Below are 13218 nucleotides of genomic sequence, written 5' to 3'. Positions count from 1 at the left end.
GTTCAGGACGTCCGCGGCAAGGGTGACCGATCATAGCGCGAAGAAATGCGTCGCAGCTATGGGAAGTCAGCGTCAGTTGCTCACCATGAGTTCCGGCCCCAGGTAGCTGTTGACCTGTTCGATATCGTCATCCCCGAGGCTGCCCACCGAGGAGGCCAGGCGCAACCGTGACATCAGGTAGTTCAACTTGGCCTCGAACAGATCATGGCGGGCGTCATACAGCAGTTCCTCGGCGTTGAGCACGTCCGAATTGGTGCTGGTGCCGCCTTCCTTGAAGCCCTTGCGGGTCGAAGTCAGCGAGCGTTCGTTGGAGGCCACGGCCTTTTCCAGCGCATGAACGCGCAAGGCGCCACTCTGCACGCCACGGTACTCGCGGGTGGTGTCGGAAATCACCTCCTGGCGCGTTGCGTCGAGTTCGTCCAGGGCTTTGGAACTGTTGGCGCTGGCCTGACGGGTCAGGGCGCTCGTACTGCCGCCGCTGTACAGCGGAATGTTCAGCTCCAGCCCGATCGAGCTGTAGTGGTTGCGCTGGTTCAACTCGGATATCGACTGGCTGCTGCCAGCGGTATAGCCCGCCACGAAATCCAGGGTGGGGTAGTGCCCGGCGCGGGCGCGGTTGACTTCTTCTTCGGCCAGCTCGTAGTTGTGCCGGCGCGCATGAATCAGCGGGCTGTCGGCCTGGGCTTTCACCAGCCAGTCCTGCAGGTTGCCTGGCATCAGCGGCGGCGTGGCGAAGCCTGGCTGCAGGGTGGTCAGCGACTGCGGGGTTTCGCCAATGTATTCCTCCAGCTTGCGCCGGGCGTTGATCAGGTTGTCCTGGGCCTCGATCAGGTCGGCTTCGGCGAGGTCACGGCGGGCCACCGATTCGTCGACATCGGTGATGGTGCCGGCCCCCAGCTCCTTGCGCCGCTTTGCCGAGGCCAGTTGCTCTTCGAAGGCGTTCAACTTGGCCTTGGCCAGGGTGATGGTTTCGCTGGCCAGCAGCACATCGAAGTAGGCGTCGGCCAGGCGCACGGCGGCGTCCTGGCTCTTGGCATCGAACACCGCCACGCTATAGTCGGCCCGTTGCTGACCCTGGCGGTACTCGGCCATCTTCTGCTTGTTGAACAGAGGCTGGCGCAGGCGCACGTTGGCGCCTTTGGAGTCGTAGTCCAGGTCGTTGTCCTGGCCATTCTGGCGCTGGCTGCCATTGACCCTGTTGAAGTAGGCCGCTGCGTTGATCTGCGGCAGCAGGCCCGCCTCACCGATGGCGCGGTTCTCGCCGCCGGCTTGTTTCTCATGCACCGCGGCGCGGTAGATCGGGCCCTGGTATTGCAACAGGTCCCAGGCTTCCTTCAGGTCCATGGCACTGGCCTGAACGGCCACCCCCAACAGGCACAACAGCAGGCATGGGCGTTTCATGTCATTGCTCCTTGAACGCGGCGTCTACGCGTTCGAGCATGGGTTTGAGCAGGTAGCTGAGCAGGTTGCGTTCGCCGGTCTTGATGGTGACGGTGGCGGGCATGCCGGGGCGAATATGGTTGCTGCCCAGCAGCCCCATGCCGGTTGGCGTCACTTCCACCTGGGCCAGGTAGAACGGCTGCTTGCTTTCTTCGTCGAGCAGGCGGTCGGCGGAAATGGTCTTCACCCGCCCCGGAATGTTCGGCGTCTGAGCATGGTTGAAAGCCGGGAAGGCGATGTCTACGGCCAGGCCTGGCACCATCTTGTCGATGGCCTGTACCGGGATCATCGCATCGACCTGCAGCGGCTGGTCGAGCGGCACCACTTCCATGATCTTGGCACCTGGCTGGATAATGCCGCCGACCGTGGCGATGCTCAGGCCCTGGACCATGCCGTCGATGGGCGAGCGGATCACCGTGTGGGTCACTTCATAGTCCAGCGCGCGCAACCGGTCGGCCAGGGTGGTGTTTTCCTTGGCGGTGTCGGTCAGTTGCGATTCCACTTCCTTCAGGTAGTCGTGCTGGCGTTGCAGCATGCGCAGCTTGATTTCGGTGGCCTGGCTACGCGCCCGGGCAATGTTGTTGAGGTTTTCGGCCTGGCCTGCGGCCAGGTCGGCATTGCTGCGCTCCAGCTCCAGCAGGCGGTTGCGCGGCACATAGCCTTCGGCGGCGAGTACGCGGGTGCCTTGCAGTTCCTGGTTGAGGAAGCCGATCTGCGAGGCGCGGGCGCCGTATACCTGCTGCAGGCCCTTGAGTTGCACCGCCGAGGCCGTGAGGTTTTCTTCGAGGATGCTCAGTTCACCGGCGAGCCCGGCGCGGCGGGTGTCGAGCAGCCGCTGCTGCAGGTCCATGGCTGCCAGCAAGCGTGGGTCACTGCCATAGTGTTCGAGCAGGGCGGGGTCGAACGTGACGCTGTCGCGGCCGTCGCGTTCGGCTTCCAGGCGGTTTTCCACGGTTTTGCTGACGATGTACTGGGCGCTGAGCGCGCCTTGTTCGGCCACCGCGCGCAGGGCATCGAGGCGCACCACTTCCTGGCCTTTTTTCACCACATCGCCTTCGCGCACCAGGATCGCCTCGACCGTGCCGCCGCTCAGGTGTTGTACCGCCTTGCGGTTGCTGGTGACCTTGACCGTGCCGGTGGCGACCACCCCGGCATCCAGTGGCGCCAGGCAAGACCACAGCAGAAAGCCGCCAAAGCCGGCAATGACCATCCATACGCCCCAGCGTGCCGGACGGCCTGCATCCAGGTCGATCAGGTTGTTGGCTTCGGCGGGGATCAATTCGGCGTGCTGAATGATCTGCATGATCGGTTACTCCCGTACTTTCACCGAAGCCAGCGGGGCGGCCGCGGTCGCCGGAATCACCGCAGCCTTGCGCAAGGCTGCGAACACTTCGTCGCGGCTGCCGAGCATGTGCACTCCACCGTCGCGCAGCATCAGTATCTGGTCCACCGCGCACAGCACGTTAGGCCGGTGAGAGATGAGGACCACCGTGGCCCCGCGCGTCTTGAGTTCGGCCAGGGCATCGACCAGGGCCTTTTCGCCGACGTCATCAAGGTTGGCGTTTGGCTCGTCCAGCACTACCAGGTTAGGCTCGCCGTACAATGCGCGGGCCAGGGCGATGCGTTGCTTCTGGCCACCGGACAGCGGGCTGCCGTCGGCGGCCAGGCGGGTGTCGTAGCCCTGCGGGAAACGCAGGATCATGTCATGCACGCCACTGCTGCGGGCAGCACGGATCACCGCGTCGCTGTCCACCTCGGCAAAGCGTGCGATGTTTTCGGCGATGGTGCCTTCGAACAGCTCCACGTCCTGTGGCAGGTAGCCCAGCCACGGGCCCAGTTCGGCCTTGTTCCAGTTGAAGATGTCGGCACCGTCCAGGCGCACCTTGCCGGCCTGGGTCGGCCACACCCCCACCAGCAGGCGGGCAAGGGTGGATTTGCCCGAGGCCGAGGGGCCAATGATGCCCAGGCTGTCGCCCTGGGCCAGGCTGAAGCTCACCCCGCGCACGATGCTGGTGCTGCTGCCGGGGGCGCCAGCGATCACATTTTCCACGGCCAGCATGCCCATCGGGCGCTGCAGGGACATGCTCGGTGGCCGTTGCGGGTAGTCCTGTAGCAGGTCGTTGAGCCGGCCCCAGGCCAGGCGGCAGCCCAGCAGTTGCTTCCAGGACGCGATCACCTGCTCCACCGGGCCCAATGCGCGGCCGGTCAGGATCGAGCAGGCGATCATCATGCCGGGGGTGATCTTGCCCTCGATCGCCAGCAGTGCGCCGGTGCCAAGAATCAGTGACTGCAAGGTGATACGCACGAAGCGCCCGGTGCTGCTGATCAGTGCCGCGCGGTCGGAGGCCAGGGTCTGCATCTGCAGGATGCGCAAGTGGCCCTGGTACCAGCGCTTGCCGATTGCCGGCAGCATGCCCATGGCCTCGATCACTTCAGCGTTGCGCAAGTTGTTGTTGGCGTAGCTGGCCGACGACATGGCCGCCTGGTTGGCTTCGGCCAAGGGCTTTTGCGTGGCTTTTTCCGTGAGGTAGGCCAGGCCGACCAGAATCAGCGAGCCGATTGTCGTCACCAGCCCAAGCCACGGGTGGATCAGGTAACAGACCAGCAGGTAGATCGGCGTCCAGGGCGCGTCGAAGAAGGCGAACAGGCCGTTGCCAGTAAGAAATTGGCGCACCTGCGCCAAGTCCTGCAGTGCCTGGGCCGGGTTCCCGCCGGCGCGGTTCAGGTTGCGCTCGAAGGCGGCGCTGAAAAGGCGCCGGTTGAGGTTCATGTCCAGGCAGTTACCGACCCGGATCAGCACCCGGGTGCGGACCATCTCCAGCGCCGACATCAGCAGGAACAGCCCTACCACCAGCAGGGTAAGCATGGCCAAGGTCGTGACATTGCGGCTCACCAGGGCGCGGTCGTACACCTGCAGCATGTAAATGGCTGGCGTCAACATCATGACGTTGATCACGCCGCTGAAGGCGGCCAGGGCGTAAAAGCTGCGACGCAAGCGAAACAACACGTCGGCCAGCTCGGAGCGGGTGCGCGGTGGCTTAGGCATCGGGGGCCTCCCTTTATCGCTAAGCGGGAAGCCCTTGCGGCCCCCGTACAACGGTAGTTGTGGCTTCTTGGTCGGCGCGCAGACGGGTCGCTCTCAGGGCGAATAGTCCAAATCGCTGCGTTGCTCCCACATGCTGGAGCGTAGGTTGCAACGAAATATTCGGTAATATCTTTTTGCTCTATAAATACTTTGAACTTTTCATAAGTGCCGTGAAAACAGTTAGTTGCATCGCATTATCATCGGTGAGCGATATTTTTGACGGGATATTGACAAGCTTTTCGCCTACGACTTTAGTCTGATGTATTCGGGCCCTGTGCGAGCTGGGGCCGATACATGTGCGTTACACCGCTGTTTCGCACAATTAACAAGGCCTCCGCTGTGTCAGCGGGGGCCGGCTTGCCGGCGATGAGGCCAGTGGCGCCCGTACTGCACCGCCCACCTGTCCCCAGAACCCATGACCAGATACTGCGCACGTCAACACTGACTGGGCGCGGGATGGACCCTGTTGCCCTGTGATTTCTCCCGAAAGATCGAGGGCAATTGCAATGGCCAATTTCAGCAAGTCGGACCTGGAATTCATTCTCAAACAAATTTTCATCGCCGAAGCCCACGCAGATGGCGCCAGCCTGATCGACCTGCTGCCCAACAGCCAGGTGCCATTTGGCCTGCGCACCGTCGACGGCAGCTACAACAACCTGGTGGCCGGACAAAGCGAGTTCGGTGCCGCCGACAACTCATTCCTGCGTCTGCTCGATGCCTCCTACCGTGCCAACTATGTAGGCACCGGCAATGTTGTCGATTCGCAGCCCCGTACCATCAGCAACCTGATCGTCGACCAGACGGCGAACAACCCGGCTGCAGTCGAGGCCAACGGGGGCGCCGCCCCGGTAATGAGCCCCGGCATCGACGGGGTGTTCGGCACCGCCGACGACAAACCGGTGTTCTTCATCCCCAACGTGTCGCCGGACGTGGGCCTGACTGCCGGTTTCAATGCCTGGATGACCTTCTTCGGCCAGTTTTTCGACCATGGCCTGGACCTGGTCACCAAGAGCAGTACCGACATCGTGTTCATCCCGCTGCGCCCGGACGACCCGCTGTACAACGCCAGCAGCCCGACCAACTTCATGGTGTTGTCACGCGCCGTCCGCACCGCCGGCGCCGATGGCGTGGTGGGCACCGCCGATGATGGCCAGCCCAACACCACCTCGCCTTTCGTCGACCAAAGCCAGACCTACAGCTCGCACCCCTCGCACCAGGTGTTCCTGCGTGAGTACATGCTCGACGCCGCAGGTGACCCGGTGGCAACCGGCCGGCTGATCACCAACCGCGACCTTGGCGCGGACGGCAAATTCGGCACTGCCGACGACGGCAACAGCGAAAATGGCGGCATGGCCACCTGGGCGGTGGTCAAGGCCCAGGCGCGCGACCTGCTGGGCATCAACCTCACCGACGCCGATGTGCACAGCGTGCCGCTGCTGGCCACCGATGCCTACGGCAACTTCCTGCGTGGGCCCAACGGCATGCCGCAGGTGGTCATGCGCGTGAACAACGGCGCCGACGGCATCGCCGGTACCGCCGACGACGTCACGACGCTGGTCGAAGGCAACCGCGCCGCGCCCATCAGCTTGGCCAATGCCGTGAGTACCGGGCATGGCTTCCTCGACGATATCGCCCACAATGCCGAGCCGGTGAAGGTTGGCGGGGTACTGCAAGCCGACACCGACAGCGCCGTCGGCAACGTGCAGCCAGTGGGCCCAGGCGGCAACAACCTGACCTACGACAACGAACTGCTCGACGCCCACTACATCGCAGGCGACGGCCGGGTCAACGAAAACATCGGCCTGACCGCCGTGCACCACGTGTTCCACTCCGAGCACAACCGCCTGGTGCAGCAGACCAAGGACACCCTGTTGGCCGCAGGCGACCTGGCGTTCCTCAACGAATGGCTGATCGATGACGTCATCGCCATCCCCACCACGCCCGCCGGCATCGCCGCCCTGGTGTGGGACGGCGAGCGGCTGTTCCAGGCCGCCAAGTTCGGCACCGAAATGCAGTATCAGCACCTGGTGTTCGAAGAGTTCGCTCGCACCATCCAGCCGCAGATCGACGAGTTCCTCGCCCCCAATGGCTACGACACCTCGATCAACCCGGCCATCCTCGCCGAATTCGCGCATGTGGTGTACCGCTTCGGCCACTCGATGCTCACCGAAACTGTCGACCGCTTCGACCCATCGTTCAACCCAGTCTCCGGCGACCCAGCCAACCCTGACCAGCAACTGGGCCTGATCGCCGCGTTCCTCAACCCATTGGCATTCGCCGGCAGCGGTGCCACCGCCGACGAAGCGGCAGGCGCGATCATTCGCGGCGTTACCCGCCAGCTGGGCAACGAAATCGACGAGTTCGTCACCGAAGCCCTGCGCAACAACCTGCTCGGCTTGCCGCTCGACCTGCCGGCGCTGAACATCGCCCGTGGCCGCGACACCGGCATCCCCAGCCTGAACGAGGCGCGCCGCGAGTTCTATGGCGCTACCGGTGACAGCCAGCTCAAGGCCTACATCAGTTGGGCCGACTTTGCCGACCACCTCAAGCACCCGGCCTCGCTGATCAACTTCATCGCCGCCTACGGTACCCACAGCAGCATCACCGGGGCCACCACCGAAGCGGCCAAGCGGGCTGCCGCGGTGGCGCTGGTGCTTGGCGGCGCGGGTGCGCCGGCCGACCGCCTGGACTTCCTCAACAGCACCGGTGCCTGGGCCAACGTGACGCTGGCCGGCAAAGACGGCATCGCCGGCACGGCTGACGATATTGCCGGGGTGACGGTCAGCGGGGTCGATGCCATCGACTTCTGGGTCGGCGGCCTGGCCGAGAAAAAAATGCCCTTTGGCGGCATGCTGGGTTCCAGCTTCAACTTCGTCTTCGAGACCCAGCTGGAAGCGCTGCAGAACGGCGACCGCTTCTACTACCTGTCGCGCACGGCGGGCATGAACTTCGGGACGGAACTGGAAAACAACTCCTTTGCCAAGCTGATCATGCTCAACTCCGACGTGACCCACCTGTCCAATACCGTGTTCCTCACGCCGACCTTCACCCTCGAAGTCAACCAGGCCAACCAGTTCACCGGGCTGGGCGCCGACGGCAAGGCCGACCCGACTGGCGGCATCGAGATCAACGGCGTGGAAATCGTACCGCTGGTGATTCGCGACAACCCCGACACCGTCGGGCCAGACAGCAACTATCTGCATTACACCGGCGAAGATCACGTGGTGCTGGGTGGCACCTCCGGCAACGACATCATCATCTCTGGCGACGGCGACGATACCGTCTATGGCGATGCCGGTGACGACGTGCTTGAAGGCGGTGCGGGCAACGATGCGGTGTTGGGCGGTGCCGGCGACGACATCATCACCGACTCGTTCGGCGACAACCGTCTTGAGGGCAACGCCGGTAACGACGTGATCGTCGCCGGCAGCATGCTGGCAGCCGGCAACCTGATCCTGGGCGGTGACGGCCAGGATTTCATCATCACCACCGAAGACATTTCCACCACCTTCGGCGGCCAGGGCGACGACTTCATCCTCGGCGCCAAGACCAACCTGCCACCGACCGGCAACGAGGGTGACGACTGGATCGAGAAGGGCACCCAGGACGGTGCGCCCGGCGACAACTTTGCACCGCTGCTGGGTGACGAAGTGGTCGGCAACGACATTTTCGTCGGCGGTGGTGGCTTCGACGAAATGATCGGTGAGGGCGGCGACGATATCTTCGTCGGCAGCGATGCCCAGGACAAGATGGACGGCATGTCCGGCTTCGACTGGATTACCAACAAGAACGACAAGGTCGGTGTCACCGTGGACCTGAGCCTGGCCGCATTGGCCCAGCCCCATGGCAATGCACCGAACCAGAACGCCGGCGTGTTCAACCCGGTCGGTGCTTCGCCGGCCAGTATCCTCGACCGCTTTGCCGAGGTCGAAGGGGTGTCCGGTTCCAACTACGCCGACGTGCTCAAGGGCGATGATGTCGATGCCGTGACCATCCTCAACCATGGTGGCGCCACCGGTAGCGCCCTGACCAACGTGGCGCTGATTCGTGGCCTGCAGCAGTTCCTGGCCGATGCGGGCTTGCCTACCACGGGCTTTGCCACCGGTAACATCATGCTCGGTGGCAATGGCAGCGACCTGATCGAAGGCCGAGGCGGCGATGACCTGATCGACGGTGACAAATGGCTGAACGTGCGCATTGCCGTGTACGCGCCGGGTGACGTCAACCACACCGGCCCCGAAATCGCCAGCTTCGACAGCATGGTCGACATGATCCCGTTCATGCTCGATCGCACCTACAACCCAGGCCAGCTGAAGGCTGTGCGTGAAATTTTGCCTGGCACCTCGACGGGCGGCGCGGCCTTTGACACTGCCATTTTCTCGGGGGTGCAAAGCGAATATGTAGTGAGCCAGAACACCAAAGGCACGGCCGATGTTGCCGATGATGTGTGGACGGTGACCGACACCGTGGCGGGCCGCGATGGCGTCGATACACTGCTGCATATCGAACGCCTGCAGTTCGCCGACAGCCAGCGCGTGCTGGTGACAGGCGTGAACGCACAACCCACGGGCAGCCCGACCATCACCGATGGCAACGGTGCTGCCATTACGGTAGGTGATCTGCTTACGGTGAGCGTGGCCGGTGTGCGTGACGCCGACAACATCAGCGCAGGCAACCCGCTGGGTACGCTGGCCGACCGCTCGGTGTCGTACTACTGGCAGTTCGAGGCGGATCCCGGTAGCGGTGTGTTCCAGGACATCATCCTGCTGCCGGCCGGCGACTTGGCATTCCAGAGCGCCGATGGCACCTCGTTCAAGGTATCGCCAGACCTGGCCGGGCTGAGCCTGCGGGTCAAGGCGATCTACCAGGACGCCCATGGCACCACCGAAGTGCTGTTCTCTGCGCCAACGGCCGTTGTGCAGCCCGGTGCGCCCGTGGTGCCGACGCCGGCCACCCCGGTGGTGGACGCCACGGCAGGGGGGGAGGGGTTGCACATGGTGCGCTCCGACCTCAACTTCATCCTGGCCCAGATCAAGATCGCCGAAGCCGATGCCGCCGGGCAGGACATCCTCTCGTTGATCCCCAACATCCGCGCGCCCCTGGGCCTGCGGGCGGTCGATGGCTCGAACAACAACCTGATGAACCTCAATGGCCACAACAACACCCAGTTCGGTGCCGCCGACAATGTCTTCCCGCGCTTGACCGACCCGGTGTTCAACCCCGCGGAAGGCGCCCCGGCCGGCTTCTTCGGCCCTGGCTCGCCGGCCATTCCCGGCTCGTCGTACCAGCAGACCAGCGGCCCGGTGTTCGACTCGCAGCCGCGCACCATCAGCAACCTGATCGTCGACCAGACCTCCAATAACCCGGCAGCTTATGCCACCGCCTATGACCCAGGTGCCGATGGCGTGCTCAACTTCGGCGCGCCTGGCAACGATGACGTACTCAAGGATGGCGTACGCATCGTCGCCAGCCCAGGTATGGATGGCCAGTTCGGCACCACGGACGACCACGATGTGTACCTGTTCGAGAACACCGCTGCCGATGCCGGCCTGTCCGCGCCGTTCAACGCCTGGATGACGTTCTTCGGGCAGTTCTTCGACCATGGCCTGGACCTGGTCACCAAGGGCGGCTCGGGTACCATCTACATCCCGCTGCAACCGGATGACCCGCTGTACGTGGAGGGTGGTTTCACCAACTTCATGGTGGTGACCCGTGCCACCAACCTGCCAGGGCCGGATGGCATCCTCGGCAACGCCGACGATATCCACGAGCACACCAACACCACTACGCCGTTCGTTGACCAGAACCAGACCTACAGCTCGCACCCTTCGCACCAGGTGTTCCTGCGTGCCTATGTGATGACCGACGACGGCCCCGTTGCCACTGGCCGGCTGATCACCAACCGCGACCTGGGCGCCGATGGCAAGTTCGGCACCGCCGACGATACCGAAATCGGCGGCATGGCGACCTGGAAGGTGGTCAAGGCCCAGGCCCGCGACCTGCTCGGCATCAACCTGACCGATGCCGACGTCGACAACGTGCCGCTGCTGGCCACCGACGCCTACGGCAACTTCATCAAGGGGCCGAACGGCTACCCCATGGTGGTGATGAAGGGCCTCGACGGCATTGCCGGCACGGCCGATGACCAGCAGGTCGAAGGCAACCCGTTGGCGCCGATCAGCCTCACCAACGCCGTGCGTACCGGGCACCAGTTCCTCGCCGACATTGCCCACAATGCTGTGCCGGTGTTCAGTGGTGGGGTATTGGCGCCGGACGCCGACAACGCCGTTGGCAACGCCGTGCCGGTCAACCCGCAGACCGGTGCCAACCTGGCCTACGACAACGAACTGCTGGATGCGCACTACATCGCCGGCGACGGTCGGGTCAACGAGAACATCGGCCTGACTGCCGTGCATGCGATCTTCCACGCCGAGCACAACCGGCTGGTGGCGCAGACCATGGACACCGTGCTCGACTCGCACGATCTGGCGTTCCTCAACGAATGGCTGCTCAACCCGGTCACCGCATTGCCGGTCACCCCGGCCGAGATCGACGCACTGGTATGGAACGGCGAGCGGTTGTTCCAGGCGGCCAAGTTCGGTACCGAGATGCAATACCAGCATCTGGTGTTCGAGGAGTTCGCCCGTACCGTGCAGCCACGGGTCGACCTGTTCTTTGCCCCGACCCAGGTGTACGACGTCGACCTCGACGCGTCGATCGTGGCCGAGTTCGCCCACACCGTCTACCGTTTCGGCCACTCCATGCTGACCGAGACTGTCGACCGCTTCGACATCGACTTCAACGTCATCAAGGACCCGGCCAGCGCCAACCCCGACCAGCAACTGGGCCTGATCGCCGCGTTCCTCAACCCGCTGGCGTATGCCGCCAGTGGCGTTACCCCCGAGGACGCCACCAGCGCCATCGTGCGTGGCGTCACCCGCCAGGGCGGTAACGAGATCGACGAGTTCGTCACCGAAGCGCTGCGCAACAACCTGCTCGGCCTGCCGTTGGACCTGCCAGCGATCAACATCGCCCGTGGTCGCGACGTTGGCATCCCTTCGCTGAACGCCGTGCGCCGTGATGTCTACGGGCAAACCGGTGATACCCAGCTCAAGCCGTACACCAGCTGGGTCGACCTGGTGCAGCACCTGAAGCACCCTGAGTCGCTGATCAACTTCATCGCGGCCTATGGCACCCACAGCAGCATCACCGGGGCCACCACATTGCTGGAAAAACGCGCTGCGGCCATGGCCCTGGTGTTCGGCGGCGAGGGTGCGCCGGCCGACCGCCTGGACTTCCTCAACAGCAGTGGCGCCTGGGCCAATGTGACGCTGCCCGGCAAGGACGGTGTGCTGGGTACTGCCGACGACCTGAAGGCCGTCACCATCACCGGTGTCGATGCCATCGACCTGTGGATCGGCGGCCTGGCCGAAGAGAAGACCCCGTTCGGTGGCATGCTCGGCAGCACCTTCAACTTCGTGTTCGAAAACCAGATGGAGAAACTGCAGGACGGTGACCGCTTCTACTACCTGGAGCGCACCTCTGGCCTGTCGATGAACGCCGAGCTGGAAAGCAACTCGTTCGCCAAGCTGATCATGGCCAACACCTCGGCCACCCACCTGCCGGGCCTGGTGTTCTCCGACCCAGGCTTGTACCTGGAGCTGGACCAGAGCAAGCAATACAACGACGGCCTTGGTCATGCCGACCCGCTGGGCGAAAACGGCGAACAGGTGGTGTTCCGCGACAGCCCGCTGACGGCTGGCCCGGACAGCAACTACATCCGCTATGCCGGTGCCGAGCACATCGTGCTGGGCGGCACCAACGGTGACGACATCCTGGTGTCCAGCGAGGGTGACGACACGGTCTGGGGCGATGCCGGCAACGACCGCATCGAGGGCGGTGACGGCAACGACCAGCTGCGCGGTGGTGCCGGCGACGACATCATCAGCGACATGGGCGGTGACGACAACATCCAGGGCGGCGACGGCAACGATGTGCTGCACGGCGGCAATGGCGTCAACCTGATCATCGGCGGTTTCGGCAACGACTTCATCGTCACCGGTGAAGACGCCTCCGAAGCCATCGGCGGCCAGGGCAACGACTTTATCCTGGGCAGCAAGGCCAACGAGCAGGACATGGGTAACGAAGGCGACGACTGGATCGAGAAGGGCACCTCGGACGGTGCGCCTGGCGATAACTTCGACCCGTTGGGCAACGACCCGATCATCGGCAACGACGTGTTCATCGGCGGTAACGAGAACGACAAGTTCAACGGTGAAGGCGGCGATGACATCATGGTCGGCAGTTTGGGCTTCGGCGACCGCTATATCGGCGGCTCGGGCTACGACTGGGCCACCTTCAAGGGCCTGGCCCAAGGCGTGACCATCGACTACAGCGACCGCTTCTTCGATGTGCCGCCAGTACCGGGTTCGGGCGCTTCGGCGCTGGTGCGCTTCGACATCATGGAGGGCCTGTCGGGTTCGGCCCATGGCGACTTCCTGCGCGGTGACAACGAAGATGCCGCCAGCTTGCCGACCAATGGCGCCACGGGCAGCGTGCTGACCAACATCAGCCTGATCAACGGCCTGTCCAGCCTGCTGGCGGCGGGTGCGACATTCTACGATGGCGGCAACATCATCCTCGGTGGCAGCGGCAGCGACCTGATCGAAGGCCGTGGCGGCGATGACATCCTC

Annotated in this window: 4 protein-coding genes; 1 reads left to right on the top strand and 3 read right to left on the bottom strand. The window is 63.9% G+C overall.

Going from position 1 to position 13218, the window contains the following annotated elements; all coding sequences use genetic code 11:
• Positions 1-72: 72 nt before the first annotated feature.
• Genes APH35_RS12180 through APH35_RS12170 form a run of 3 tightly spaced genes read right to left on the bottom strand, consistent with a single transcriptional unit; the run spans position 73 to position 4486 of the window.
• Positions 73-1401 carry a TolC family outer membrane protein gene (locus tag APH35_RS12180; protein WP_012272977.1) on the bottom strand — a complete coding sequence of 443 codons (1329 nt, stop codon included), beginning with the start codon at positions 1399-1401 and terminating at the stop codon, positions 73-75.
• Between the two features lies 1 nt (position 1402).
• Positions 1403-2743, bottom strand: a complete 1341-nt coding sequence (locus APH35_RS12175) for an HlyD family type I secretion periplasmic adaptor subunit (RefSeq protein ID WP_060514859.1) — start codon at positions 2741-2743, stop codon at positions 1403-1405.
• Positions 2744-2749: 6 nt separating this feature from the next.
• Entirely contained in the window at positions 2750-4486 is a 1737-nt protein-coding gene (locus APH35_RS12170) for a type I secretion system permease/ATPase (RefSeq protein WP_012272975.1), read from the bottom strand.
• A gap of 545 nt (positions 4487-5031) precedes the next feature.
• On the opposite strand from APH35_RS12170, the gene APH35_RS12165 reads away from it, so the two are divergent.
• The coding region (locus APH35_RS12165) for a peroxidase family protein (protein WP_060514858.1) at positions 5032-13218 on the top strand (8187 nt) is incomplete at its 3' end.

The organism is Pseudomonas sp. NBRC 111132 (genome assembly GCF_001320565.1).
In the GTDB taxonomy this organism is placed as follows: domain Bacteria; phylum Pseudomonadota; class Gammaproteobacteria; order Pseudomonadales; family Pseudomonadaceae; genus Aquipseudomonas; species Aquipseudomonas putida_P.
The sequence above is the reverse complement of the archived record's forward strand: the minus strand, read 5'-3'. Positions and strand labels throughout refer to the sequence as shown.

Excerpts from the sequence above, each read along its gene's own strand:
- APH35_RS12180 (WP_012272977.1), bottom strand. The coding sequence starts at position 1,401 with ATGAAACGCCCATGCCTGCTGTTGTGCCTGTTGGGGGTGGCCGTTCAG.
- APH35_RS12175 (WP_060514859.1), bottom strand. The coding sequence starts at position 2,743 with ATGCAGATCATTCAGCACGCCGAATTGATCCCCGCCGAAGCCAACAAC.
- APH35_RS12170 (WP_012272975.1), bottom strand. The coding sequence starts at position 4,486 with ATGCCTAAGCCACCGCGCACCCGCTCCGAGCTGGCCGACGTGTTGTTT.